Genomic DNA, 24,855 nt, shown 5'->3' on the forward strand with positions numbered 1-24,855 from the left:
CGCCATGCTTCGCCCGCGGCTTGCCGTGCGCGCAAGACATGGCCCGCCTTGCCGAAGCGCGGCCGGCCCCGAGTCGGCCGCCACGGCCTGTCGGTGCACCAAAGATTTGCACTCCCACCACTATGTTGTGGTCTGGAAACAGGCCGCGGAAATGGAAAGTTAGCGTGGTCCTCAAGCTCTCCACACTGTTCCTGCGCACGCTGCGCGAAGACCCGGTCGATGCCGAGGTCGCCAGCCACAAGCTGCTGATCCGCGCCGGATACATCCGCCGTGCCGCACCCGGGATCTACACCTGGCTGCCGCTGGGCCTGCGCGTGCTGGGCAAGGTGGAAGCCATCATCCGCGAGGAAATGAACGCCATCGGCGCCCAGGAAGTCCATTTCCCGGCCCTGCTGCCGCGCGAACCCTACGAGACGACCGGCCGCTGGACCGAGTACGGCGAGGGCCTGTTCCGCCTGCAGGACCGCAAGGGAGCCGACTACCTGTTGGCCCCCACCCACGAGGAAATGTTCACCCTCCTGGTCAAGGACCTGTACAACTCCTACAAGGACCTGCCGGCCTACCTGTACCAGATCCAGAACAAGTACCGCGACGAGGCACGTCCGCGCGCGGGCCTGCTGCGTGGCCGCGAATTCATCATGAAGGACTCCTACTCCTTCAACATCGACGACGAGGGACTCGAAGAGGCCTACCAGGCCCACCGCGCCGCCTACATCAAGATCTTCGCGCGCCTGGGCCTGGAGATCCTGCCGGTCTTCGCGACAGCCGGCGCCATGGGCGGGTCCAAGTCCGAGGAATTCCTGCACCCGACCCCGGTCGGCGAGGACACCTTCGTGCGCTCGGCCGGCGGCTACGCGGCGAATGTCGAGGCGGTGACCACGATCGTGCCCGAGGACATCGACTTCACCGATGCCCCAGCCTTCGACGTCAAGGACACCCCCGACACCCCGACCATCGAGACCCTGGTGGCCTGCGCCAACGAGGTCGCCCCGCGCGCCGAGGGCGCCTGGACCGCGGCCGACACCCTGAAGAACGTGGTGCTGGCGGCCAAGCTGCCCACCGGCGAACGCCGGCTGGTGGCCATCGGCCTGCCCGGGGACCGCAATGTGGACCTCAAGCGCGTCGAGGCCAACATCTCCTCCCACCTGGAAACCGGTGGCGAGGTCGAACTCGAGGCAGCGACCGAGGACGACCTGAAGAAGCACCCGACCCTCATCAAGGGCTACATCGGCCCGGCCCTGGGCCTGGACAACGCCGTGCTGGGCCTGGAGGGATCCTCCAAGATCCTGTTCCTGGTCGACCCGCGCGTGGTCTCCGGCACCAGCTGGGTCACCGGCGCCAACGAATCGGGCAAGCACGTCTTCGGCCTGGTGGCCGGGCGCGACTTCGCCTGGGACGGCACCATCGAATGCGTCGAGGTCCACGCGGGGGACCCGGCTCCGGACGGCTCCGGCCCGCTGGAAACCGCCCGCGGCATCGAGATGGGCCACATCTTCCAGCTCGGGCGCAAGTACGCCGAGTCGCTGGATTTGAAGGTGCTTGACCAGAACGGCAAGCTCAAGATCGTCACCATGGGCTCCTACGGCGTGGGCGTCACCCGCGCGGTCGCCGCCCTGGCCGAATCCAACCACGACGAGAACGGCCTGGTCTGGCCGCGCAACGTCGCCCCGGCCGACGTGCACCTGGTGGTCACCGGCAAGCAGGCCGAACTCTTCGAGGCCGCGCAGAAGATCGCCGACGAGCTGCACGCAGCAGGCGTCGAGGTCATTTACGACGACCGGCCGAAGGTTTCGGCCGGCGTGAAGTTCTCCGACGCGGAGCTCATCGGCGTGCCGACCATCGTGGTCATCGGCCGCGGCCTGGCCGACGGAGTGGTCGAGGTCAAGGACCGCGCCACGGGAGAGCGCACCGACGTGGCAGTGGACACCGTGGTGTCCGAGCTCATCGCGCTCGTCAAGGGCTAGACATGTTCGACGCGGCGGCGCTGCTTGATGGTTCCGGCCTGGAGGGACTCACGGCCGGAACCATTGCGCTTATCGTGCTCGCCGGCTTTGCCGCCGGCTGGATCGATGCGGTGGTCGGCGGCGGGGGACTGCTGCAGCTTCCCGCCCTGCTGCTGGTGCCGGGCATCTCCCCGGTGCAGGCGCTGGCCACCAACAAGATGGGTTCCATCTTCGGCACCACCACCAGCGCCATCACCTACTACCGCCGCGCCGCCCCGGATTTGCGCACCGCCATCCCGATGGCCGTGGTGGCGCTGGCCGGGTCCTTCGGCGGGGCGATCCTGGCCACGCTGCTGCCCCCGGAAGTGATCAAGCCGGTGATCATTGCCGCGCTGGTCGCGGTGGGGCTGTTCACGGTGTTCAAGCCAACCGCCGGTGAACTGACGGACCTGCGCTACACCGGGGGACGGCACTACGCGGTGGCCGGGGTGATCGGGCTGGTCATCGGCGGCTACGACGGGCTGATCGGCCCGGGCACCGGATCGTTCCTGGTCATCGCGATGGTCGCGTTCATGGGCTACAACTTCCTGGCCGCCAGCGCCAAGGCGAAGATCGTGAACATGGCCACCAACCTGGGCGCGCTGGCGTTCTTCCTGCCCACCGGGCACCTGCTCTGGGGGCTCGGGCTCGTCCTGGGCGTGGCCAACATGGCCGGCGGCTACCTGGGCGCGCGCATGGCCGTGACCAAGGGCAGCAGGTTCATCCGGATCGTGTTCCTGTCCGTGGTGGGAGCGCTGATCCTCAAGCTCGGCTACGACGTGCTGTTCCCGGGCTCGTAGGCCGGATTACACCCACGCACAAGTACGGCTCCCCAACCATCCAACCGGTGTACCGGTTCGATGGTCGGGGAGCCGTTCCTTTTTTGGACGGGGCCCGTTCGCGGCTAGCGCGCCGGCTTGAGCACCATGGCCGAGCCGCCGCCGCGGCGCGTCGGTTCGGCGGCCGCGGTCATCGTCCCGTCCGGGGCGAACTCGATGGCCTCCAGCGCACCGATCTCCGCCTGCGGCGTGAACGAATCGCCGGCAGGCACGAATTGGTGCCCGAGGGCCTCCAGCGCAGGCGCCTGGGACTCGATGAATTCCGGTTCGGCCGTGACCTTGGCCGTGTTGCGCTGCGAGGCGCGCGGTGCGGCAATGGCCTCGGGCAGGCTCATGCCCAGATCCACGCGGTTGACCAGGGTCTGCAGCACGGTGGTGATGATGGTTGAACCGCCCGGCGAGCCCAGGGCCAGCAGCGGCTTGCCCTCGGAGAGCACGATGGTCGGGGACATCGAGGACCTCGGGCGCTTGCCCGGATCTATCCGGTTGGGGTCGGTTGGGTTGTAGACGGTGGAGAAGTCGGTCAGCTCGTTGTTCAGCAGGAACCCGCGTCCCGGAACGACGATGCCCGAGCCGCCGGTCTGCTCGATGGTCAGGGTGTAGGACACCACGTTGCCCTTGGCGTCGGCCACGGCCAGGTGGGTCGTGGAGTAGTTTTCGGTGTCGGTTTCGTCGGCCGGGGCGGCGGTGGTCGCCGGGCAAAGCCCGTCGTAGTCGGCGACATCGCCCGGGGCCACGGGCTTGGCGGCCGCCTGGTCGGGATCAAGTGCGCAGGCGCGTTCGGCGCCGAACAGGGCATCGGTCAGGGTGCCGGTGGGCACGTCCACGAATGCCGGGTCTCCCACGTATTTGCCCCGGTCGGCAAAGGACAGCGCGCTGGCCTCGAGGTAGTGGTGCAGCGCGGCCGGGTTTTCCATGGAGGAGAGGTCGTAGTTTTCCAGGATGTTCAGGGCCTCGCCGATGGTGGTTCCCCCGCTGCTGGAGGGAGCCATGCCGTAGACCTCCAGTCCGCGGTAGTCGACCTTGGTGGGGGCCTGGGAGATGACCTCGTAGTCGGCCAGGTCCGCGGTGGAAAGGTGGCCGACCGGCACGGGAAGCTCGGTGTCCTCGGAGACAGGTGGGGCCTGGACAGCGGAGGCAATGTCCTGCGCCAACGCCCCGTGGTAGAAGGCCCTGACCCCGTCGCGGGCCAGCAGCCGGTAGGTCTTGGCCATGTCAGGGTTCTTCAGGATGCTGCCCACCTTTGGGGCATCGCCCCCGGGCAGGAAGAGCTCGGCGGTCGAGTCGAATGCGGCGAAGCGCTCTTGGTTGTCCAGGGTCTGTTCGCGGAAGGTCTCGTCCACGACGAAGCCGCGGGTGGCGGCCTTGATGGCAGGCTGCAGGGCCTGGCCGAGGCTGAGTGATCCCCAGTTTTCCAGGGCCCGCTGCCAGGTGGCCGCGGTGCCGGGCACGCCGACCGAGACGCCGCTGGTCACCAGCTCGGGGGTGAAGGGATAGGGGCTCCCTGTGGCGGGATCGATGAACGCGTCGTGCGGCATCGTGGCCGGGGCGGTTTCCCGTCCGTCCAGGGTGCTGACCTTTCCGGAGGCGGCGTCGTAGTACACGAAGTAGCCGCCCCCGCCGATGCCGGCGCTGTAGGGTTCGGTGACACCGAGGGTGGCCGCCGCGGCGACGGCGGCGTCCACCGCGTTGCCGCCCTTGCGCAGCACGGCGATTGCTGCCGCCGAGGCCTCGGGATCGACGGTGCTCACGGCCCCGCCGGTGCCGGTGGCGGTGGCCTGTTTGTCGGTTTGCCGCGGTTCGGCGGCGGCCGGTGCAGCGGTGATCGCCGACGCGATGAGGGTGAGGGCGGCGGCGCAGGTCGACGCTTGAATGAATCTGTGTGACACAGGGATCTCCTTGATGCGTGCGAGTGGGACACAGCCAACGTATTGCCCGGATGGCCAATGGGCCGAAGTGACACGCCTCACATGGTGGATTCGTGTGCCCGTGTCCTTGTGCTCGAGATGCTGGCCGAATGGCTCGGCGGGCCCCTGCCCACCACGGCCGCAGTGCCCGTCCGTGGTGGGCGCGGGGGTCCTGCTCCTCGGCTGTAACTTTCCGTTTTCGGCGGCCAGGCCGGGCCCCGAATGCTCGCCTCGACAGGCATACGCGCCGCTGGGAACCCCGGCCCTGAAACAGCCCGTGGCACCGGTCCTGCCGTGTTCGGCGGGGGCGGTGCCGCGGGCGGATGATGTTCCCGTGAAGCCCGGGAGTCTTCCGAACCAGGTCATTGATTGGCGTACCAATCGCCAGGCTTGGGACCGCTACAGGCCGGTCTTGCTCACCCCGAACTCTGCCTGCTTGCGGGTGTAGCCCTCGAAAATCAGCTGTTCAATCAGCCCGTTTCGGGAGAACGCCGTGTAGTCGAGGTAGTTTTCGGCGGCCTTCGCAGCCTGCTCGTTCCAATTCACTTTCACACGTTCCACTGCCCAGGTGGCGTCCTTGGTCGAGTAGTCCTCGAACTTCAATTGCGAGATCAGCCCCTTGCGGGAAAAAGCTGTGTAGTCGAGATAGTTTTCGGCGGCCCGAAGAGCGTTTTGCTGACTCACGGTGCCGGCTTCCGCCTCGGCCTTGGCGCTGGCGGCGGCCTCGGCCTTCGCTTCTTCTTTGGCCTTGGCGTTGGCTTCCGCCTCGGCTTTAGCGCTGGCCTCGGCTTCTGCCTTGGCCGCTGCCTTCGCATCGTCCTTCGCCTTGGCGCTGGCTTCCGCTTCCGCCTTTGCGCGGGCTTCGGCCTCGGCCTTGGCACTGGCCTCAGCCTCGGGGGACACCGCGTCGACCTCTGCGGCCTGGGTGGCGCTCGGCGACGCAACGGCAGCTGCAGTGGTTTCAGGTGCAGAGGACGACGGGTCGCCGATGCCACCACAGGAGCCCACGATGAATGAAAGGCCGACGAGGCCGACGACACCGATGCCAATCTTCTTTCCCCGGCTCAGCGGCTTCTTCGGTTTCTGCGGAGCGGGAGCCGAAAATCCGCTGACGGAAGGACCGAAGCCCGAGGAACCGGATGCAGGCGAAGGAATCGCACCGGGTGAGGGCGTTCCGGGCATCACCGACAGGTAAAGATACGGATTTGTCGAAAACTCGGCGGGCGGCATGGCCGGGTGGCCAGTGCCATTGTCCACCCACAGGGGCCAACCGGCGGGCGGAGCACCCCAAGTCGATTCCGGAATCCACGATGGAGTGGGAGTGAAATCGGCCGGAAGATACTGACGCCAGAGCGGCGGTGGATTGAAACGAACAGACATGGTTCCCCCTGATGACGGTTGCGAATCGGAGCTCCCATTTCCCCCGGCAGCTCCTATCGGTGATCGTAGCCCCGGACACAGACGATTTGGGGTCAGAGAACGAGTCGGATGCAGGTTCGTGGGCCACACGAGCTTGCGCGGTGGGGCTTTTCCCGCCAGTGGGAATTCGGGACGTTGCTTTCCACCGAAGCTGCGAGCCCGCCTTTGTGGGTGACCGACGCAGGGAAATAGCCAGATAGGCCATGGCGCGTAGGCAATACGTAGGGTCCCTGGAGCCGGAATCGGCTCTGGCCTGGGTGGCGCCGTTCTGGGCTGCTGCCAACCCGGCGGCTATCCGGAAGAGGCGCTTGCGTCCGTAGGCTTGGGTGTTCCGGCCACGGCGGTGAAGTCCGGAACCTTGCCGGTCACCTGGCGGGCCTGCAGGCCCTGGGCCCAGGCAGCGTTGAAGAGGTAGGCCCGGGGTTCCCCGACCTGGCCGGCGGCGGCGTCGCGCAACAGCAAGGCCAACTGGGCCTCGCCGCTGCGGGCCGCATCCATGGGGTTGGAGATGGCATCTGCCGGCAGTTGGTAGGCCGGCTGCCGGATCGGTTCGCAGTCGTGGGCTGCATCAAGTTGCTTCTCGAGGGATTTGGCGAATTCCACCAGCACCTCGGACCTGTTCCAGGCCGCGGTGCGCAGCCCGGCGCTGGTCCGTGCGCCGGCCACGTCGTAGGCGTATCCCATCCGGTAGGCCGCATCGATGACCTCGCCCAGCAGCTGCCCCGAATCCGTGGTCCCGGTGCCCTTGCCGTCGGACGGTGCAATGGCCGGGCAGGCGGAGAACGTGAACTCGGGCATCTTCGCCGCGGCGGCCCTGTCCACGGTGGGCGCCGCCGCGGGCACCGCGGCCGAGGACGAGGCAGAAGCGGAGGCGGCAGCCGAGGTGGTTTCCGCTGCCTGTGCGGCCAGTTCCGTGGCCGGGGTGGGCAGCGCATCGATGGCCGCCTGCGGGGCCCCGGCGGCGGAGAGCACGGTGCGGGCCTGCAGCACCAGCTCGAATCCGGCACCGGAGAGCCTGCGCGCATCCTGCCCGGGGGCGGTGAGCGCCTCGTGCAGCAGGCCGTTGCCCGCACTGGCCAATCGCTCGGAGAACTCGGCGGGCGTCAACGGGGGGACCGCCGAGGGCGGGGCGGTTGAGGCCTCGGCCCCGGTGCCCGCGGCTCCGCTCGCCGAGGCGGCAGCGGCCGCCAAGGCACCGGGTGTGAGTAATTCGACATGCTCCGCCAGCATCGACCTGGCACCCTGCAGCGCGGCGGTGGTTTTGGCACCCGTGGAGGTGGCCGGGTGCTCGAGCATGTTGCCGACGGAATCAAGCAGCACGGGCAGTTCGTCGGTGGCTTTCGGGGGCACCTCGAGGACCGGTTCGGTGCCGAGAATCCGTTGCCATGTAGGGGATTCCCGGTTCAGGTAGACCCCGGTGCCGAAGGTGCCCGCGGCCACGGCAACAACCGCCGCCGCGGCCAGCACGCGGAGCCTGGTGTGGGGCCTGCGGGGTGCGGGGGAAACGGGGTGCCTGGGGTCCATTGGGTGCTGATCCATCACCACCGATCATCCCATGGACCCGGGTCGCGGGGCGGCAGGCGGGAATCGGGCAGACGGATGGCCCCAAAAGTCGCTACCCTAGGATTCACAACATCGAATAATGTGGGAGGACTTTCATGACCGGCAAGCCGGCAGACATCCAGCTCGAGGCGGCCCGCCTCACCGAACTACTGGAGCCCACCGTTGCCTCCCACCAGTTGGTGCTCGAAGAAGTCCAGGTGCGCCGTGCCGGGGACCAGCGCATCGTGCACGTGGTGGTCGATTTGCCCGACGGCACCGACGGCATCGAACTCGACGCGGTGGCCGAGGTTTCCCGCTCGATTTCCGAGGCATTGGACAAGGACCCGCACGACACCGCGGATCCGTACGAACTTGAAGTATCTTCCCCCGGGACCTCGCGTCCGCTGACCTTGCCGCGCCACTGGCGCCGCAACGTCGGGCGCATGGTGAAGGTCAACGTCATCGGCGAGGACAACCTGCTGGGCAGGCTGACCGACGTGGACGAGGACGGCATCACCATCGTCCCGGAGATCGAGGTCAAGAAGGGCATGAAGCCCAAGCAGGGCGAGGCCCGCAGCATCGGCTTCTCCCTGATCCGCCGCGGCAACGTCGAGGTGGAGTTCACCCGGGCCGAGGCCGCGGCACTGCAGGAACTAGAGCTTGATCCAGAAGACGACGAAAACGCGGAGGCCTGAGTTGGACATTGATATGAGCGCGCTGCGCATGCTTGAAAAAGAGCGCGAAATCCCGATCGACGTGCTGATCCCCACCATTGAGCAGGCCCTGCTCATTGCCTACCAGAAGTCCCCGGGTGCGATGCCGCAGGCACGCGCCGAGGTCGACCGCCGCAACGGCCACGTGACGATCTTCGCCACCGAGACCGAGGAGGACGGCACCGTCGTGGGCGAGTTCGACGACACCCCCACCGGCTTCGGCCGCATTGCCGCCTCCACCGCACGCCAGATCATCCTGCAGCGCCTGCGCGACGCCGAGGACGACAACGTCGTGGGCGAGTTCAAGAACAAGATCGGCGAGATCGTCTCCGGGCAGATCCAGCAGGGCAACAACCCGATCATGGTCCAGGTCAACCTGGGCGTCGTCGAGGCCCTGCTGCCGCCGCCGGAGCAGGTGCCGGGGGAGAAGTACACCCACGGCAACCGCATCCGCTGCTACGTGGTCGACGTCAACCGCGGCCCCAAGGGCCCGGCCGTCACCCTGTCGCGTTCGCACCCGAACCTGGTCCGCCGGCTCTTCGAGCTCGAGGTCCCGGAGATCGCCGACGGCGCCGTGGAAATCATGGCGCTGGCCCGTGAAGCCGGCCACCGCACCAAGATCGCCGTGCAGGGCAACGTCCCGGGCCTGAACGCCAAGGGCGCCTGCATCGGTGAAATGGGTTCGCGCGTGCGCGCCGTGATGACCGAGCTGAACGACGAGAAGATCGACATCGTCGACTACAACGACGATCCGGCGAAGTTCATCGCCTCGGCGCTGTCCCCGTCCAAGGTCGTCTCGGTGACCATCACCGACGAGTCGACCCGTTCGGCCCGCGTCGTGGTGCCCGACTACCAGCTGTCGCTGGCCATCGGCAAGGAAGGGCAGAACGCCCGCCTGGCGGCCAAGCTCACCGGCTGGCGCATCGACATCATCTCGGACGCCGTCGCGGCCGAGTAGCAGCAGCCAGCCATCAGGCCGTCGCGCCCGCAGGCCGGTAGGCATCCCCAACGGGGAGCCAGCCGGCCGGGGGCCGGCGGTCTTTTGCCTGCCGGGCGCCGCCAGCGGCCCATCGGCCCCGAAGCGGGGGCCACGTGTCCCACGGCACGCTCCACGGATTCCGGAAACGCGCTAGACTTGTCTGTGGTCCACTATGCATAGTGGTAAATCGAATGCGGGAGAAGAACCAACGTGTCATTGCAGCAACAGCCGCAGCGCACGTGCATTGGTTGCCGCACCGTGGTGGACCAGAACCAGCTGACGCGCTGGGTCTTGAGGGCGAAGGACGGCAAGTCCGTCCTGGTGCCCGATCCGACCCGTAGTCTCGCCGGGCGGGGTGCTTGGCTGCACCCCAACCCGGAATGTGCCCAACGTGCCGTACAGCGCGGGGCATTCGCACGGTCCTTTCGGGCCAACGTGGATGTCTCCTCGCTTGTGGCGGAACGGCGGGCCAAGGAACGGACCCAACCAGGGAAACCGGCCTTCACAAACGTCCAACCTGAAAGCGGGTCAGAAATCTGATGGAAACCCGATGAGTTCCAAGCGATGAGCGCCTAACGATGATGAATCGGTTATGCGTCGCAGCGCCTGTGGCATCCGTTTTGGATGCTGGGCTAGACAGCAAACGTTGGTTCGTGCCAAAAACTTTGTAAGAAGAAGTGGTGCGGACCTTCAGACAGGAGAAATGTGGCTAAGGTCCGCGTACACGAGCTCGCCAAAGAGCTCGGAATCACTTCAAAGGATGCAGTTGCCAAACTGCAGGAAATGGGCGAGTTCGTCCGTTCCGCATCCTCAACCATCGAGGCACCGGTCGTGCGCAAGCTGCGCACCGCGTTCCCGAACGCTGCCCCGGCAGCACCCAAGGCAGCCCCGGCCGCCAAGGCCCCTGCAGCCCCGGTGACCCCGGGCGCAGCCGCACCGAAGCCGGCCGGCACCGTTCCGGCCCCGGCTCCGGCAGCAGCAGCACCGGCCGCAACCGAGGCGCCAGCCGCCCCGGCAGCACCGGCACCGGCCCCGGCCGCCGAAGCAGCAGCACCGTCGGCCGCCCCGCGTCCGGGTGCCAAGCCCGGCGCACCGCGTCCGGGCAACAATCCGTTCTCTTCCCAGCAGGGCATGCGCCCCACCGGTGAGAACGCGCGCCCCGAGCGCACCGAGCGTTCGGACCGCCCGGCTTCGGCCCCGCGTCCGGGTGCCAAGCCAGGTGGCCCGCGTCCGGGCAACAACCCGTTCGCTTCCCAGCAGGGCATGCGCTCCGGCGGCCCCGGTGCCGGTGGATCCCGTCCCGGCGGTCCCCGCCCGGGTGGACCGCGTCCCCCGGCCGGTGCCGGTGGTCCCCGTCCCGCAGCAGGCGCAGGCGGTCCCCGCCCGGCAGCCGGTGCAGGCGGCCCCCGTCCAGCCGGTGCCGGTGGACCGCGCCCCGCAGGCGCAGGTCCGCGCACCCCGGGAGGCGCTCGCGCCACTCCCGGCATGATGCCCAACCGCACCGAACGTCCGGCTCCGGCCGGTGCACGTCCGGGTGGTCCGGGCCGCGGCGGCCCGGCACGTCCGGGTGGCGCACCAGGCGCCGGCGGAGCTCCGGGAGCAGCCGGTGGCGGCGGCGGTTACAAGGGCGGCGGCGGTCCCAACCGCGGTCGCGGTGGAACCCAGGGTGCCTTCGGCAAGGGCGGCGCAGGCCGCGGCAAGCAGCGCAAGTCCAAGCGCGCCAAGCGCCAGGAACTTGAGCAGATGAGCGCTCCGAGCCTCGGCGGCGTCAGTGTGCCCCGCGGCAACGGCTCGACCGAGGTTCGCCTCCGTCGTGGCTCGTCGATCACCGACTTCGCCGACAAGATCAACGCCAACCCGGCAGCTCTTGTCACCGTGCTCTTCCACCTGGGAGAAATGGCCACCGCCACCCAGTCCCTGGACGAGGCAACCTTCGACGTCTTGGGTGCCGAGCTTGGCTACGTCGTCACCGTCGTGTCCCCCGAGGACGAAGAGCGCGAACTGCTCGCCTCGTTCTCGATCGACTTCGACGCCGAGCTTGAGGCCGAAACCGAGGACATGCTTGAGGCACGTCCGCCGGTGGTCACCATCATGGGTCACGTTGACCACGGTAAGACCCGCCTGCTGGATGCCATCCGCAAGTCCAACGTCATCGAGGGCGAAGCCGGCGGCATCACCCAGCACATCGGTGCCTACCAGATCCACCACATCCACGAAGAGATCGATCGTGCGATCACCTTCATTGACACCCCGGGCCACGAGGCGTTCACCGCCATGCGTGCACGTGGTGCCAAGGTCACCGACATCGCCGTGTTGGTTGTTGCAGCGGACGACGGCGTCATGCCGCAGACCGTTGAGGCACTCAACCACGCCAAGGCCGCCGGTGTTCCGATCGTCGTGGCAGTGAACAAGGTCGACAAGGAAGCCGCGAACCCTGACAAGGTCAAGGGCCAGCTGGCCGAATACGGCCTGGTTCCGGAGGAATACGGTGGCGACACCATGTTCATCCACGTCTCCGCCCTGCAGAAGCTCGGCATCGACGAGCTGCTCGATGCAGTGCTGCTGACGGCCGACGCCGCGTTGGACATGCGTGCCAACCCGGACAAGGACGCCCGCGGCATCGCGATCGAAGCGAACCTCGACAAGGGTCGCGGCGCCGTGGCAACCGTGCTGGTCCAGTCCGGTACCCTGGCCGTCGGCGACACCATCGTTGCCGGTACCGCACACGGCCGTGTGCGTGCCATGTTCGACGAGAACGGCGAGAACCTCGACGTCGCACTGCCCTCGCGCCCGGTCCAGGTCCTTGGCCTGTCCAGCGTGCCGCGTGCAGGTGACACCTTCCTGGTGACCGACGACGAGCGCACCGCCCGCCAGATCGCCGAGAAGCGCGAAGCCGCGGACCGCAATGCGGCCCTGGCCAAGCGTCGCAAGCGCATCACCCTGGAAGACTTCGACCAGGCCGTTGCCGACGGCAAGATCGACACCCTCAACCTCATCCTCAAGGGTGACGTGTCCGGTGCCGTGGAAGCCCTGGAAGATTCGCTGCTCAAGATCGACGTGGGCGAGGGCGTGCAGCTGCGCGTCATCCACCGCGGCGTGGGCGCAATCACCCAGAACGACGTCAACCTTGCAACCGTTGACAACGCGATCATCATTGGCTTCAACGTCAAGCCCGCTGAGCGCGTTGCCGAAATGGCCGACAAGGAAGGCGTCGACATGCGCTTCTACTCGGTCATCTACGGTGCAATCGATGACATCGAGCTGGCTCTCAAGGGCATGCTCAAGCCGGAGTACGAGGAAGCCCAGCTGGGCACCGCGGAGGTCCGCGAGGTCTTCCGTTCATCGAAGTTCGGCAACATTGCCGGCTCGATCGTTCGCTCGGGCACCATCCGCCGAAACACCAAGGCACGCGTCCTGCGCGATGGCAAGGTCATCGGCGAGGGCCTGACCGTGGACTCGCTCAAGCGGTTCAAGGACGACGCCACCGAGGTCCGCGAGGGCTTCGAATGTGGTATCGGCCTGGGCTCGTTCAACGACGTCAAGGACGGCGACACGATCGAGACCTACGAGATGCGCGAAAAGCCGCGCGCTTAGTCAATATCAAGCGCTGCTAGTCGACGGTGGGGCGCCGCAACCGCACAAGGTTGCGGCTCCCCGCCGTCGAAGCGCATTAACCGGCATCCGAGGATGCCGAGAAAAGGAGTGAACGTGGCTGACTCAGCTCGCGCCGCAAAACTGGCCCAACGCATCAAGGTGGTTGTAGCCCAGGCACTGGGCAAGGCCGTGAAGGATCCCCGCGTGGAGGCCATCACGGTCACCGACGCACGGGTGACCAACGACCTGCAGCACGCGACCATCTACTACACGGTCTTTGGCGACGACGAAGCCAAGGCCGATGCGGCAGCTGCCCTGGCGAAGTCCAAGGGCGTCCTGCGCAAGGAGGTCGGCAAGAACGTCACCGTGCGCCTGACCCCGACCCTGGAATTCGTTGCAGACGAAATCCCGGTCAACGCCTCGAACCTCGAGGCGCTGCTTCGGGTGGCCAAGGCCAAGGACGCCGAGGTTGCCGCGCTGGCGGCAGGCAAGACCTTCGCCGGCGACGCCGACCCGTACAAGCACGACGAAGAAGAAGAGGACGACGCCTAGGCGTTTGCCCCTTGCGCCCGGTTCCCCGGGCAGCACGAAACCCCGCAACGGGACCTGGAAAACCAGGATCCGGTTGCGGGGTTTCTGCGTTCGGCGCGCTGGGCCGCCGACATCGTGGCCACCTGACGAAGCGGCCCGCCGGCGTCACAGGCGGGAAGCGGCTTCGGCCGCGGCAGTGCTATCCGTTGTTGACCGCCTTCGGTGCCCCGATGCCCGGATTGATCTGGTGCGGACCGGATGCCGATGGCCTCACATCAAAGTCGAACATCGCCGTAGGCAGATAGACCGTTGAACACGAGTTCGGGATGTCAACCACACCGGACAGACGGCCCTCGATGGGCGCTGCACCGAGCAACAGGTAGGCCTGCTCCGGGGCATACCCGAATTTCGACAGGTAGTCGATGGCATGCAGGCAGGCACGCTGGTAGGAAAGGTGCGAATCCAGGTACTTCTGTTCCCCGTCCAGGGTCACCGAGGTGCCGGAAAACGCCAACCACTCGCTGAACTGCGGCTCCACGCGGCCCGGCATGAAGATCGCGTGCTCGGACACGCCGTAGGTGTCCATCCCGCCCTTGATGATGTCCACGCGCAGGTCGATGAACCCGCCCATTTCGATCGCGCCACAGAAGGTGATCTCGCCGTCGCCCTGCGAGAAGTGAAGGTCGCCGACCGAGAGGTTCGCACCGTCGACAAACACCGGGTAGAAGATCCGGGACCCCTTGGACAGGTTCTTGATGTCCTGGTTTCCACCGTTTTCCCGTGGCGGTGCGGTCCGACCTGCCTCGCTGCCCACACGGGCCCACTGATCGCGGGGCAGCCCTCCAAGTACGGCGTGTTCGGCTTCCGGCGGCAGGGCCAGCGGCGGCACGCGGTGCGGGTCGGTGGCAATCAGGTCGCCTTCGCGCTTGTTCCACTTGGCTAGCAGTTCCGCAGAGGGCGCGGTGCCCATGAGCCCTGGGTGGATGATGCCCTCGAACTTGACCTCGGGGACGTGCCGGGAGGTGGCTACCTGTCCGGTGAAGTCCCAGATGGCCTTGTAGGCATCGGGGAACTGGTCGACCAGGAAGCTGCCTCCGTTGTTCTTGGAGAAAATGCCGGTGTAGCCCCAGCCTTGTCCGGCCAGCGGGCCGGAGTCTTCCTGCGGGATCGGACCCACATCAAGGATGTCAACGACCAGCAGGTCTCCGGGCTTGGCCCCTTCAACGCCGAAGGGACCGGAGAGCTTGTGGACCGTCAACAGCGGGGCATCGAGGATGTCCTGGGCGGAGTCGTCGTTCTTGATGGCACCGTCGAACCATTCTCGGCAGTCCACGCGGAAGACGTCGCCGGGTTTGACCACTGCCACCGGCGGGATCTCCGGGTGCCAACGGTTGTGTCCGAGTTTCTCCTGGTCCTCGAACTTTTTGGACGAATCGAGAGGGAACAATACTTCGGGCATTGCATTTCTCCTAACGAACTCTTCACGAACTTTTCGTGGTGTGTATTTTCTTCGCGGCTCAGGGCCGGGGAAGCTTTTGGTGCAGCGGGTTGTGCGTGTACCGGGAGCCCGATGCCTTGCCACCGGCAGGCAGGCGGTTGGAAACCACTTCGGGCTCATGGGCGCTGCGCTTGGTTGAATCGATGAGCTTGAACTCCGCCGAGCCGGAAAGCGAGAGCTTGGGCGCACTGATCCGACGTCGCGACGCCTGCCCACATGCAGGACAATCCAGCACTTGCGGGGCCTGGCTCATGGAGAACGAGGCCTCGAACTGGGTGCCTTCGGGACAACGGAACTCGTACAACGGCATGGGTGGACCTCCTGGTGTGGACGCGGCTGGGGTGGGCAGGAAGAAACAGGTGTGTGGTGGTGGCCGAATGGAATCAACCGGCCCGAGGCGTAGGGATGAACGGCTCGGCGGGCGTGTTGTTGGATGCGCGGCGGCCCATGAAAAACGAGAAACCCAGTGCGGCGAGCCCCGCGGCGGCCATCCACAGGGCATTGGGAACGGTGGACCTAAAGGCCCCGGTCAGCAGCAACAGTGCGGGAATTGTGGCGGAAATATGTGCCACGGTCAATGTGAACCAGCCGGTCGCAATGGTTAAGTTGTCCATGTGTAGCCCCAGCACGAGGAAGAACATAAACCACAACACCGCCCACAGGTACCACATCACGGCCGTAACCGGATCTTGGAAGTGCACGGCCAAAACCGTGCCGAAGACGGCGGCGCACACCGTGACGAAGAGCGAGAACCAGCCCAGCCCGTCACCGGGCAGGTCGTACAGCTGGTTGAGGCCCACATACAAGTAGGTGAAGGAAAAGAGGTAGAGTCCCGACGCGCCGAAGATGACGGCAGGGTCCTCGTTGGCCTGGGCAATGATGATGGTGGGGAAGATCGTCTGCATGCCTCCGACGAAGAGGTTCATCAGTGCGCCGGACTTCCCGGGCACCTTGCCAATGAGCATCAGTCCGTTGATGAAAAGGACCGCTCCGACGTATAGCAAACCGACGTTACTCAAGTGAACATCCTTCAAACGCTTATGTGGGTTGAGGGGTGGACCGCCGGCCGATATAAAAACCAAACTTTGCCGGGTATATTACGAGCTGCCCCCAATGTATCCACATGGCTTGAACAAGGTCAATGGGTGCTCCATGAAGCCCCTGTGGCTGATGGCGACGCAGGACATTGGCCAAGCATGCCCGTTCGCATGGAGCAATCCTTGAGCAACCAACCAATGCCGCCGAGGAATAGGGGTAACAATTACCGCACCATCCCGAACCCACCTGATGGGTGGAAACTGCCTGGATGAGGTCGTTTAATGCTGAATCACTGCAAGCGTCGCATCAGCGCAAACACCGTGATGCGGCTCGGACCGTACGTCGCCGGGAACGCGCAGAGCGGTGTCAACCTGCATGCGCACTACGACAAGATAATCGGTCCGGTGGCCCTGGGTTGTGCCGCCGATGCCGTTCATCCACTGAAAGGGCGACGACTTGCGCGATGCGGGGTTGCTTGGGCTACGCGGCAAGGAGCGGTCGCTGGAAATTTGCCGGGGCATTCCCTAGACAGGGTCCCAGTGGTGTGCGCGGATATCGTGCCGACGGGATTGCGAATCATCATGCGACTGGTCGATCTGTCCACGTCATGGCAAGACCACTCCGTGCACCGGGGTTTCCTGCCAGGGTGCATTTCGGGCGTCGAAAGGCCCCGAAAGCGGTTTCTGGCCTCAAATCCGCTTTCGAGGTCCTTCGGATGCGGCCTCAGCCGTTTGCCTGCACCGTGGTGCTACCTGATATGGGCCGTCACCAGCTTCCCGGAGGGTGTCAGGGCCTCGGTGCTGGCAATCAGCTTTTGGTTGTGGATGGCGACATCGCTGGCCAGCAGTGCCGGAAGCACCGTCACGGCCTTGCCCTTGACGATCTTCGCGACGCCACTCCCGAAGAGCTCGGCCACGTAGACACTGTCCTTGTGGTCAAGGGCGATGCCGGTAGGCGCATTGAGCCCGGTGGCGACGGTGTAGGTCTTCTTCGAATGCAGGTTCATCTTGTAGACCTTGCCCACGGACATGGATTCGCCCGGTACCCCCGGAAGCACGGTGTAGTAGAGCCAGTTGCCCTTGATCGTGATGTCGGTGGGAACCGGCTGGGCCCAGTACTTGTGGCCGAGCATGCAATCGGGGACGACCATGCCCATCTCGGCGCTGGCGGCCTGCACGGCCTTGGTGATGAGGATGGGTTCGGCCGGAACCTTCTTGACCAGTGAGACCTTGCCGTGGTTGTTCACGTGCAGGATGGCGTTGGCGCCGGAGTCTCCGACGTACAGGCCGTTGCGGGCCGGGACGCTGGAGTACGGGTGCGAGTACAGCTCGCCGATGGAACGCAGGTACGGGGCCTGGGCCAGGCACGCCTTGGAGACGTCACGGACCCCGTAAACGGTCTTGCCGTCGGGATCGTGCTTCTTTTCGAAGGCGGCCATGTCGGTGACGGTGCGGGTCTTGCCCTTGTGGTTGATGGTCTTCAGCAGTGCGGGAGTGAGACCGGCCGGCGGTTCTGAACCGTCGGATCCCGCGTTTTCAAAGTAGTACGTGGTGCCTCGGGCGTAGGAAAGTCCGACGATTTCCTTGCCCGGGGCGGAGACAAGCGTGCTCTTCTTGCCGGACGGCGAAACTGAGGTGACCATGCCGGCCATCGATTCGGCAACCAGGATGTTGCCGTGCGGCCCGAAGGCGACCTTGAGCGGGCCGCCGAGCCCGGTGGCCAGGGTCTTGACGTTGGTGATGGCCGGTGCCGGCGGATGGTGCTTGTTGTTGTGGGCCTGGGCGGGGGCGACACTAAGTGTCACCGTCATGGCCGAGGCGGCGGCTACTGCCGCGAATGCGCGAAACTTCATGATGGGGTGTCCTAGTCAAGAGAACGGGGCGCGCCGCTTGGTTGCGGTGCGTGAACTATTGAACTGGCTCGTTTCATCACGCGACGGGGCCCAAGGCAACGGACAGATGGCCGCTGCCGGAATTTGGCGGTGCAAGGCAACATCAATGGCGGGCGAGCGACGCCGATGAAAAATCTTACGAGGGGATGCCGTGAAAACGGGACGAGGGTGTTGGCGCCCCCAGCTGCACCTTGCCCGACACATGTGATCCGGCCATGGCCAGATAGTCAGAAGGGTAGGGCGAGGATGCAAGGAAGTCAATGGAAAGCGTGCGCTATTCGTTTTTGCCCGTGACTCGGTGTCGTTGCAGCGGCATTCCGGACTTTTGGGCATCAAGGCCGCCCGGATGCCGGAGGTGGTGCAGTGTCGAGCAGGGCATGCACCGAACGGCAATATCACGTCGGCTGGAGACCCCTCCCGGGTCCGTCGGGCACGATGCGGTCGTGGCATGCGGCGGTGGCCTCGGGCGGGATGGGCGGTGCACCGACGTGCAGCTTGTTGCTGATGCCCAGAGCCGAGACGATGCCGGAAACCACCATGAGCCCTGCGGTCACCAGCACCACCCGGTGGAAGGCGGCGGTGTCCAGCACCGGCCCGGTGACCAACCCCACTGCAGCAATCGCGAGCAGCCCGGCCACCCGGGACACCGCGTTGTTGATGGCCGAGGCGATGCCGCTCTGCGCCGGATCTATGGCACCGAGGATCGCAGCGGTCAGCGGCGCAACGGTCACCGCCAGGCCCAGGCCGAACACCACAACGCCCGGCAGGATCTGCCACCAGTAGTCCAACGGGTCCTCGGCGAAGAGCATCAGCGCGAAGCCCGTGCCTGCCAGCACCGGTCCCACCGACATGAACAGCCTCGGTCCGTATTTGCCCGCCAGCGTCCCGAAGAGCGCTGAAAGCAACAGGGACATGAGCGTCAGCGGGATCGTTGCCAACCCGGCGGCAAAGGCGGTGAAGCCCGCGGCTTCCTGCAGGAAAACCGGGATGATGAATGTCCCCAGCGAGATGCCGGCATAGAAGGCAGCGGTGGCCAGGTTCCCGATGCCGAAGTTCCGTTCGCGGAACAGATGCAGCGGCATCATCGGATCCTTGGCCCGCGACTCGCGCCGGATGAAGGCGGCCAGGCACAACAATCCCAGCGCGAACGGCAGGTAGACCATGGGGTCTGCCCAACCGGGCCCGGCCTGGAAGATCAGGGCAAAGACCGTCCCGGCGAGCCCGAAGGCCACCAGCACGGCACCGGGAAAATCGATCGGCGTCCGGGCTTCGGTCCGCACAGGGTCGTGCAGCCGGGCCAACAGCACCAGCGTGGTGGCGATGGGAATGACGTTGATGGCAAAGACCAGCCGCCAGGAGACGGTGTCCACCAGCAGGCCGCCGAGCAGGGGGCCGGCAACGAACGCCGTGCCGGTCCACCCGGTCCAGGTGCCGATGGCGCCCGCCCGGGGGCCCTTCTCGAAGGTGGAGGTGATCAGGGCCAGGGAACTGGGGACCAGCAACGCCGCCGCGGCGCCCTGCAGCAGGCGGGCGGCGACCAGCACGGCTCCGGTCGGTGCCGCGGCGCACAAGAGCGAGGCGATGCCGAAAAGGATGAGCCCGGTGCGCAGGATCCGCACCCGCCCGAAGATGTCCGACAGGCTTCCGGCGACCATGATCAGGGACCCGAGCGTGAGCAGGTAGCCGTCAAGCACCCACTGCTGGGTGGTGATGCCGCCGCCCAGTTCCCGGGCAATGGCCGGCAGCGCCACGTTGACGATCGAGCCGTCCAGGAAGGCCACGAAGGAGGAGAGGATAGCCACCAAGAGCACGATTCGTTCATGCCGGCTCATGATCTTCATCCCCTTTGGCCTTGGCACACCTTGCCCCGACCGTAGGAGCCGGGCCCCAGGCAAGTCAATGGCTTGTCGACCGATCGCCGGATGGGGCCGGGCATGCAGCAACGGACCGCTCTTGCCCGAAGGCCGGAAACCCGAGGCGCGCGGAAGAACCGGGGGAAAAAGCCCCCGGCGAACCGGCCTATACTGGAGGGCGTGAAAACTGCCCCGGAGAACCCCACCCAAGCCATCGGCTCAGGCCTGGTCATCGTCGACAAACCGCAGGGTTGGACGAGCCATGACGTGGTCGGGCGCACGCGCCGGCTGGCGGGGACCCGCAAGGTCGGGCACGCGGGCACCTTGGACCCGATGGCCACCGGCGTGCTGGTGCTGGGCATCAACAAGGCCACTCGCCTGCTGACCTACATCGTGGGCGCCAACAAGACCTACACGGCCACCATCCGCCTGGGCGAATCGACGATCACCGACGACGCCGAGGGCGAGATCGTGCAGACCCGGATCGCCGCCGCGCTCACCGAGGAGCAGATCCGCGCCTCCATCGCCAAGCTCACCGGCCCGATCGAGCAGGTGCCCTCCTCCGTCAGCGCCATCAAGGTCAACGGAGAGCGAGCCTACGCCCGCGTGCGCGCCGGGGAAGACGTGAAGCTGGCCTCCCGCCCGGTGACCATCCACCGCTTCGAGGTGCACGACATCCGCCGTGAACGCGGCGGCAAGGTCCAGGACATCGACGTGACCGTGGAGTGCTCCTCGGGCACCTACATCCGGGCGCTGGCCCGCGACCTGGGCGAGGACCTGGCCGTGGGCGGGCACCTGACCGCGCTGCGCCGCACCGAGGTCGGGCCCTACACGCTGGACCGTGCCCGCACGCTGGAGCAGCTGGCCAAGGACTTCGAGTACCTGCCGCTGGAACTTGCAGCCGACGCGCTGTTCACCCGCCGGGACTTGAGCGAGCACGAACGCTCCGAGCTTTCATTCGGCCGGCGGATCAGCGCGAACGAGACCGGGGAAATGACGGCGGCCTTTGCCCCCGACGGGACCCTGGTGGCCTTGCTGAAGAACAAGGGCAAGGAAGCCAAGCCCGAGCTCGTGTTCGCCACCGCTTCCTAGCCTGGCTGCGTGCCCGTGTGTGAACGAATGACTTTTAAGGGGTAACTTCCGCCGTGATCGTTGACGGATTCTTCATTGCCGGTGCCATCCTGTGCGCCGTGGCCGTGCTGCTGGGTGTGCTGGCCACCATCATCCGCACCTATCCGGATGACTTCGCGTTGGTCGCGGTCGCGCTGCTGGAGGTGTTCCTGGTGGTCTACGGGATCGCCGCGGCGATCCGGCAGGCCGGGGGACAGGCGATCAGCGGGGAGCCCTGGGAGTTCTGGGGCTACCTGCTCACCGCGCTGCTGATCCCGGTGCTGGCCTTCGTGTGGGCGGTGACCGACAAGTCGCGGTGGTCCAACACCGTGTTGGCGGTCTCCGGGGCCATAGTCTTTGTCATGTTGTACAGGATGGAACAGATTTGGGACGGGGCGTTGCCGGCATGAGCGAGCACGGAAGAAACCAGGTGAGGCGTTCGCGCATCGTGGATGCGGCGAACCGCAAGGACAGCAACAAGCCGGTGCGCTCCAACGGCGGGCGCAGCTCGGGCCTGGGCCGGATCATCATCGCCGTGTACGGGGTGCTGGCGCTTTCGGCCACGGTCCGTGCCGTCTACCAGATCCTGCTGGACTTCGATGCGGCTCCGCTGGCCTACCTGCTCAGCGCGCTGGCGGGTGCCGTGTACATCGTGGCGACCCTCGCGCTGGCCTCGAAGAAGCCCGGCAGCTGGAGGCTCTCCTGGTACGCGGTGCTCTTCGAGCTGGTCGGCGTGCTGGTGGTGGGCACGCTCAGCTTCGCGCTGCCGGCGCTCTTTGCCCACCCGGCAGTGTGGTCGCACTTCGGTTCCGGCTACGGCTACGTGCCGCTGGTGCTGCCGCTGATCGGCCTGTGGTGGCTGGCCAGGCACAAGATGCCCGAGACCCGGGAACAAGGCGCGGGGAAGTAGCTTCCCGGCAGGACGAATCCCCGGCAAGCAGAAGCACGGATACACCACGAGCCGGGTTTCCCCGCCAATTCGCCAGTGGCGAAAAGGCCAGGGAAACCCGGCTCGCTTGGTATTGCGGGAAGGGGCGTTACTTCTTGCCGAAGAGCCCGCCGAGGATGCCGCCCAGATCCGGGCCGCCGGCACCCTGGCCCTGCTGCTGGCCGGCGCCGTCCCCGCCGCCAAGGATCCCGCCCAGGATTCCGCCGAGGTCCAGCCCGCCGGGAGCCTGGCCGTTGCCGGCACCCTGGCCGCCCAGTAGCCCGCCGAGCATGCCGCCCAGCCCGCCCTGCGAGGAGGACAGCTTCTTGGCCAGGAACGCCATGACCAGCGGGGCCAGGATCGGCAGCGCCTTTTGCACCAGCGCGCCGAGATCCACCCCGCCCCCGGCCGCGCCGCTGAGCTGGGAGGCAAGGGCCGACTGGTTCTCTCCCAGGGCGTGCTGCACGATCTTTTGCCCGTCAGCGGTGTCCACCGCGTCGATGTCGACCCCGCCGTCCAGGAACGTCGCATCGTGCTGTGCGATGGCCGCGGACAGGGCGTCGGCGCCGTCGGGGGAGGCCGCGTTGTTTTGCAGGCCCGCCAGCAGCGACGGAAGGGCCGTGGCGGCGGCGGCGCGTGCCGTGTCGGCATCGACCCCCAGCTTCGCCCCGAGCTGGTCCAGCGGGATCATGTTCAGCAGTTCGTTCAGGTCGGCCATCGAGAGCTCCTTTGTGATTGGGGGACCCGTGGATTCGGGTCCTGGGCCCCATCCTATGGCGCGCGCCACCTCGATGGGTCGCACGGCGGACAAGAATCGGCACTTGGAGTATTTGTCGTCCATAATGGTTATGGCCGTGCTCGAATCGGCCGCCCGGATCACCAGCGAAGGAGCAACGTGCACTATTGGAAAGGCCTTGAAGCCGTACCCCCCGGCATCGGCCCGTCGGTAGTGACCATTGGCAACTTCGACGGCGTCCACCGCGGCCACCGGGAGGTGCTCGCCGCCGTGGTTGCCACGGCCAGGGAGCGCCACGCCAGGGCCGTGGCCATTTCCTTCGACCCGCACCCGGCACAGGTCCACCGCCCCGACGATGCCCCCGAACTGATCATGGGGATCGAGGACCGCATCGAGACGCTCGCCGAGGAGGGCCTCGACGGGTTGCTGATGATCCGCTACACCCTGGACTTCGCCCGGGCCAGTGCCGAGGAATTTGTTGCCAAGGTCATCGTGGGCGCGCTGAACGCCTGCGCCGTGGTCGTGGGCCACGACGTGCGCTTCGGCCGCGAGAACTCCGGGGACTTCAACGTGATGGTCGCCTTGGGCAAGCAATACGGTTTTGACGTCATTGGCGTCCAGGACGTGGGGGAGCACCGCCGCTGGTCCTCGACCTGGGTGCGCGAGGCGCTGAACCGCGGCGAAGTGGCCACCGCCGCCCAGATCCTGGGCCGCCCGCACCGCATGCGCGGCGAGGTCGTGCACGGGGCAGCACGCGGCCGCGAACTGGGCTTCCCCACCGCAAACCTCGACCCCGCCGCCTCCGGCATCATCCCGGCCGACGGCGTGTACGCCGGCTGGCTGGTGGACGAGGCGCAGGTGCGCTGGCCCGCCGCCATTTCCGTGGGCTCCAACCCGACCTTCGAGGGCGTCAGCCGCCAGGTCGAGGCCCACGTGATCGACCGGCCCGCCGAGGGCGTGGAGGACTTCGACCTCTACGGCCAGCAGATCATCGTGGAGTTCGTCGAGCACCTGCGCCCGATGGTGGCCTACCGCGGCATCGAGGCGCTCATCGAACAGATGCGCGAGGACGTTGCGCGTACCCGGACCGTCTTGCTAGATGCCTGATTCGACCCCGAAAACCGGTGAGCAGGCCCCGCGGCCGGTTCCCGGTTTGCCCGCCCGCGCCTTCACCATGGACGCCAAGCGCCGCCGCGAACTGGCCACGGCGTTCAAGGTCGGCGGCGCCCACTATGACGCCGTGCGTCCCAACTACCCGGATGCCGCACTGGCCTTCATGGTCCCCGCGGCCACCCGCGAGGTCGTGGACGTGGGAGCCGGAACCGGGATTTTCACCGCCCAACTCCTGGCCCGCGGGCTGAACGTCACGGCGGTCGAGCCCTCGGCCGACATGCTCGCGGTGCTGCGCGGGCGCCTGCCCGAGGTCAGGGCGCAGGAGGGGACCGGGGAAGAGACCGGGCTGGGGGAATCCAGCGCGGATGTCATCACCTACGCCCAGGCCTGGCACTGGGTGGACCCGAACGTTGCCAGCACCGAGGCTGCCCGCGTGCTGAGGCCCGGCGGGAAATTGTCCCTGGTGTGGAACCAGCTCGATGTCTCGGTGCCCTGGGTGCACCGGCTGGCCCGGATCATGCATGCCGGGGATGTGCACCGGCCGGACTTCGTCCCGCCGGTGGGCCCGGAGTTCCATGCCCCCGAGTCCGGCTCCTGGATCTGGGAGCAGTCGCTGAGCGCCGAGCAGGTCATCGAGCTGGCCAAGTCCCGCAGCTATTACCTGCGTGCCGGGGCGGCGACCCGGGCGCGGGTCGAGCACAACCTGTCCTGGTACCTCTATGACCACCTGGGCCACACCCAGGGGGAGCCGTTCGGGCTGCCGTACCTGACCCACGCCTGGCGGGCACGGCTGCGCAGCTAGAATCCCGGGGTTTGGAATCCCGGGGTTGGCTTGGGCGCGGGACGGTTCCACCGCCGCTGCCGCAAGGCCATGGCGTTGATGCCCGCGCCGTCTGCGTCGCCGCACTTGCCGCCCTTCGGGAACCGAAATAGGGCAGACCCCGGCGGGGTTGTCCCCGTGCTGTCGATTCCCCCAGTTCCGTGGCCGGCATCGGCAAGGCCGGGCAGGGGTCACAGGAGGGGCCGGTGGCCTTTTCGTCGTACCGCGGAGCGGTCGTTCCCTTGCAGAAGACCACTGCACGGCGGAAGCCCACGGCAAGAGGCGCCGAGCGGGCGGTGAACGATGGTTCCCGGGGGACACCGGCGCCGGTGGCATTGCCTGTCGACGGTTGGAGACGATGG

The 24,855-nt window shown here is 66.8% G+C and carries 21 protein-coding genes; 12 read left to right on the plus strand and 9 right to left on the minus strand.

Going from position 1 to position 24,855, the window contains the following annotated elements; genetic code table 11:
* Positions 1-164 precede the first annotated feature (164 nt).
* Together J2T21_RS13370 and J2T21_RS13375 are read left to right on the plus strand one after the other, a co-directional pair.
* Entirely contained in the window at positions 165-1,964 is a 1,800-nt protein-coding gene (locus tag J2T21_RS13370) for a proline--tRNA ligase (RefSeq protein WP_307581815.1), read from the plus strand.
* A gap of 2 nt (positions 1,965-1,966) precedes the next feature.
* On the plus strand, positions 1,967-2,782 hold the full coding sequence (locus tag J2T21_RS13375; RefSeq protein WP_307581816.1) for a sulfite exporter TauE/SafE family protein: 816 nt from the start codon (positions 1,967-1,969) through the stop codon (positions 2,780-2,782).
* Positions 2,783-2,886: 104 nt separating this feature from the next.
* Here J2T21_RS13375 and ggt read toward each other — a convergent pair whose 3' ends face one another.
* From ggt to J2T21_RS13390, 3 genes are all read right to left on the minus strand, one after another.
* The gene (ggt, locus tag J2T21_RS13380) at positions 2,887-4,716 is read right to left on the minus strand and encodes a gamma-glutamyltransferase (RefSeq protein WP_373457934.1); all 1,830 of its coding nucleotides are present in this window, start codon (positions 4,714-4,716) and stop codon (positions 2,887-2,889) included.
* Between the two features lie 411 nt (positions 4,717-5,127).
* On the minus strand, positions 5,128-6,108 hold the full coding sequence (locus tag J2T21_RS13385; RefSeq protein WP_307581818.1) for an Ltp family lipoprotein: 981 nt from the start codon (positions 6,106-6,108) through the stop codon (positions 5,128-5,130).
* Between the two features lie 330 nt (positions 6,109-6,438).
* Positions 6,439-7,686 (minus strand): hypothetical protein, encoded by a 1,248-nt coding sequence (locus J2T21_RS13390; protein ID WP_307581819.1) that lies wholly within the window; start codon positions 7,684-7,686, stop codon positions 6,439-6,441.
* A 119-nt stretch (positions 7,687-7,805) separates the two neighbouring features.
* Between J2T21_RS13390 and rimP the strand changes: the two genes are divergently transcribed.
* The 5 genes from rimP to rbfA all read left to right on the plus strand — a co-directional run bounded on the left by rimP (position 7,806) and on the right by rbfA (position 13,527).
* The gene (gene rimP / locus J2T21_RS13395) at positions 7,806-8,384 is read left to right on the plus strand and encodes a ribosome maturation factor RimP (protein WP_307581820.1); all 579 of its coding nucleotides are present in this window, start codon (positions 7,806-7,808) and stop codon (positions 8,382-8,384) included.
* Between the two features lies 1 nt (position 8,385).
* Positions 8,386-9,360 carry a transcription termination factor NusA gene (gene nusA / locus J2T21_RS13400; RefSeq protein ID WP_071215661.1) on the plus strand — a complete coding sequence of 325 codons (975 nt, stop codon included), beginning with the start codon at positions 8,386-8,388 and terminating at the stop codon, positions 9,358-9,360.
* Between the two features lie 231 nt (positions 9,361-9,591).
* Entirely contained in the window at positions 9,592-9,921 is a 330-nt protein-coding gene (locus J2T21_RS13405) for a YlxR family protein (protein WP_307581821.1), read from the plus strand.
* A 165-nt stretch (positions 9,922-10,086) separates the two neighbouring features.
* Positions 10,087-12,975 carry a translation initiation factor IF-2 gene (infB, locus tag J2T21_RS13410; RefSeq protein WP_307581822.1) on the plus strand — a complete coding sequence of 963 codons (2,889 nt, stop codon included), beginning with the start codon at positions 10,087-10,089 and terminating at the stop codon, positions 12,973-12,975.
* A 114-nt stretch (positions 12,976-13,089) separates the two neighbouring features.
* Entirely contained in the window at positions 13,090-13,527 is a 438-nt protein-coding gene (rbfA, locus tag J2T21_RS13415; protein ID WP_307581823.1) for a 30S ribosome-binding factor RbfA, read from the plus strand.
* A gap of 178 nt (positions 13,528-13,705) precedes the next feature.
* On the opposite strand, the gene fmdA is transcribed toward rbfA, so the two are convergent.
* The 5 genes from fmdA to J2T21_RS13440 all read right to left on the minus strand — a co-directional run bounded on the left by fmdA (position 13,706) and on the right by J2T21_RS13440 (position 19,765).
* Positions 13,706-14,965, minus strand: coding sequence for a formamidase (gene fmdA / locus J2T21_RS13420; protein ID WP_307581824.1), 1,260 nt, complete (start codon positions 14,963-14,965; stop codon positions 13,706-13,708).
* Positions 14,966-15,023: 58 nt separating this feature from the next.
* Positions 15,024-15,314 carry an FmdB family zinc ribbon protein gene (locus J2T21_RS13425; protein ID WP_307581825.1) on the minus strand — a complete coding sequence of 97 codons (291 nt, stop codon included), beginning with the start codon at positions 15,312-15,314 and terminating at the stop codon, positions 15,024-15,026.
* A 73-nt stretch (positions 15,315-15,387) separates the two neighbouring features.
* Positions 15,388-16,023, minus strand: coding sequence for an AmiS/UreI family transporter (locus tag J2T21_RS13430; RefSeq protein ID WP_307581826.1), 636 nt, complete (start codon positions 16,021-16,023; stop codon positions 15,388-15,390).
* Positions 16,024-16,790: 767 nt separating this feature from the next.
* Positions 16,791-17,894: a ScyD/ScyE family protein gene (locus J2T21_RS13435; protein ID WP_307581827.1), complete on the minus strand. Its 1,104-nt coding sequence runs from the start codon at positions 17,892-17,894 to the stop codon at positions 16,791-16,793.
* Between the two features lie 434 nt (positions 17,895-18,328).
* The gene (locus tag J2T21_RS13440) at positions 18,329-19,765 is read right to left on the minus strand and encodes an MFS transporter (protein WP_307581828.1); all 1,437 of its coding nucleotides are present in this window, start codon (positions 19,763-19,765) and stop codon (positions 18,329-18,331) included.
* 234 nt (positions 19,766-19,999) lie between these two features.
* Here J2T21_RS13440 and truB point away from each other — a divergent pair, with 234 nt between their 5' ends.
* From truB to J2T21_RS13455, 3 genes are read left to right on the plus strand one after another with little or no spacing between them, the layout of a single operon-like run.
* Positions 20,000-20,878 (plus strand): tRNA pseudouridine(55) synthase TruB, encoded by an 879-nt coding sequence (gene truB / locus J2T21_RS13445; RefSeq protein WP_307581907.1) that lies wholly within the window; start codon positions 20,000-20,002, stop codon positions 20,876-20,878.
* Between the two features lie 53 nt (positions 20,879-20,931).
* On the plus strand, positions 20,932-21,306 hold the full coding sequence (locus J2T21_RS13450) for a hypothetical protein (protein WP_071215666.1): 375 nt from the start codon (positions 20,932-20,934) through the stop codon (positions 21,304-21,306).
* Complete coding sequence (locus tag J2T21_RS13455) at positions 21,303-21,806, plus strand: hypothetical protein (RefSeq protein ID WP_307581829.1); 504 nt, start codon at positions 21,303-21,305, stop codon at positions 21,804-21,806. Before J2T21_RS13450 ends, J2T21_RS13455 begins: the two co-directional genes overlap by 4 nt.
* 127 nt (positions 21,807-21,933) lie before the next feature.
* Here the strand turns inward: J2T21_RS13455 and J2T21_RS13460 are convergent, their stop codons facing one another.
* A complete protein-coding gene (locus tag J2T21_RS13460; protein ID WP_307581830.1) occupies positions 21,934-22,542 on the minus strand; it encodes a DUF937 domain-containing protein in 609 nt (202 codons plus the stop codon).
* Positions 22,543-22,719: 177 nt separating this feature from the next.
* Here J2T21_RS13460 and J2T21_RS13465 point away from each other — a divergent pair, with 177 nt between their 5' ends.
* Together J2T21_RS13465 and J2T21_RS13470 are read left to right on the plus strand one after the other, a co-directional pair.
* Positions 22,720-23,667 (plus strand): bifunctional riboflavin kinase/FAD synthetase, encoded by a 948-nt coding sequence (locus J2T21_RS13465; RefSeq protein ID WP_307581831.1) that lies wholly within the window; start codon positions 22,720-22,722, stop codon positions 23,665-23,667.
* Positions 23,660-24,475 carry a class I SAM-dependent methyltransferase gene (locus J2T21_RS13470; RefSeq protein ID WP_307581833.1) on the plus strand — a complete coding sequence of 272 codons (816 nt, stop codon included), beginning with the start codon at positions 23,660-23,662 and terminating at the stop codon, positions 24,473-24,475. Before J2T21_RS13465 ends, J2T21_RS13470 begins: the two co-directional genes overlap by 8 nt.
* Positions 24,476-24,855: the final 380 nt, after the last annotated feature.

The sequence above is a fragment of the Paeniglutamicibacter psychrophenolicus genome, assembly GCF_030812255.1.
GTDB lineage: Bacteria > Actinomycetota > Actinomycetes > Actinomycetales > Micrococcaceae > Paeniglutamicibacter > Paeniglutamicibacter psychrophenolicus_A.

Excerpts from the sequence above, each read along its gene's own strand:
- J2T21_RS13375 (WP_307581816.1), top strand. The coding sequence starts at position 1,967 with ATGTTCGACGCGGCGGCGCTGCTTGATGGTTCCGGCCTGGAGGGACTC.
- J2T21_RS13470 (WP_307581833.1), top strand. The coding sequence starts at position 23,660 with ATGCCTGATTCGACCCCGAAAACCGGTGAGCAGGCCCCGCGGCCGGTT.
- J2T21_RS13460 (WP_307581830.1), bottom strand. The coding sequence starts at position 22,542 with ATGGCCGACCTGAACGAACTGCTGAACATGATCCCGCTGGACCAGCTC.
- J2T21_RS13425 (WP_307581825.1), bottom strand. The coding sequence starts at position 15,314 with ATGCCGTTGTACGAGTTCCGTTGTCCCGAAGGCACCCAGTTCGAGGCC.
- J2T21_RS13385 (WP_307581818.1), bottom strand. The coding sequence starts at position 6,108 with ATGTCTGTTCGTTTCAATCCACCGCCGCTCTGGCGTCAGTATCTTCCG.
- J2T21_RS13455 (WP_307581829.1), top strand. The coding sequence starts at position 21,303 with ATGAGCGAGCACGGAAGAAACCAGGTGAGGCGTTCGCGCATCGTGGAT.
- J2T21_RS13435 (WP_307581827.1), bottom strand. The coding sequence starts at position 17,894 with ATGAAGTTTCGCGCATTCGCGGCAGTAGCCGCCGCCTCGGCCATGACG.
- fmdA (WP_307581824.1), bottom strand. The coding sequence starts at position 14,965 with ATGCCCGAAGTATTGTTCCCTCTCGATTCGTCCAAAAAGTTCGAGGAC.
- J2T21_RS13440 (WP_307581828.1), bottom strand. The coding sequence starts at position 19,765 with ATGAGCCGGCATGAACGAATCGTGCTCTTGGTGGCTATCCTCTCCTCC.
- rimP (WP_307581820.1), top strand. The coding sequence starts at position 7,806 with ATGACCGGCAAGCCGGCAGACATCCAGCTCGAGGCGGCCCGCCTCACC.
- J2T21_RS13390 (WP_307581819.1), bottom strand. The coding sequence starts at position 7,686 with ATGGATCAGCACCCAATGGACCCCAGGCACCCCGTTTCCCCCGCACCC.